Annotated in this window: 1 protein-coding gene; it reads left to right on the top strand. The window is 65.8% G+C overall.

Annotation, left to right across the window (positions count from 1 at the left end; genetic code table 11):
- Positions 1-523 (top strand): LysR substrate-binding domain-containing protein (locus EN906_RS36630; RefSeq protein WP_245484422.1); only part of this gene is annotated, 523 nt, incomplete at both ends.

Genomic DNA, 523 nt, shown 5'->3' with positions numbered 1-523 from the left:
GGCAGGCGAGCGCCTTCTCACTGCTGGCGCTGGGTTCGGTCGAGGCCATCGAAGGCACAGTGCGCATCGCCGCCAGCGAGGTGGTGGCGGCCTATGTCCTGCCTGAGATGACGATGCGGCTGGGGATCGAGGAGCCCGGCATCGAGGTCGAGATCGTCGCCTCCAACCAGGTCGAGAACCTGCTGCGTCGGGATGCCGACATCGCCATCCGCATGGTCAAGCCGGCGCAGAACGAGCTGATGGCACGCAGGGTCTGCGATATCGAGCTCTGCGCCTGCGCGGCCAAATCCTATCTCGACAGGCGCGGCCGTCCGCTGAAGCCTGCCGATCTTGTCGACCACGACCTGGTCGGCTTCGACCGCGGCGACGAGATCATCAGGGGCTTTACCCAGCATGGCATCCCCGTCACCCGGAGCAGCTTCCGCTTCAGGGCCGACAACCAGATCGTTTTGTGGGAAGCGGTGCGGGCGGGAAACGGCATCGGCCTCGGTCAGGAGCCGCTGGCCGACAGGGATCCTTTGAT

Origin of the sequence: Mesorhizobium sp. M7A.F.Ca.CA.004.06.1.1 (assembly GCF_003999135.1) — a bacterium.
GTDB lineage: Bacteria > Pseudomonadota > Alphaproteobacteria > Rhizobiales > Rhizobiaceae > Mesorhizobium.
Note: the sequence above shows the minus strand (reverse complement) of the source record. Positions and strands in the feature narration are given on the sequence as shown.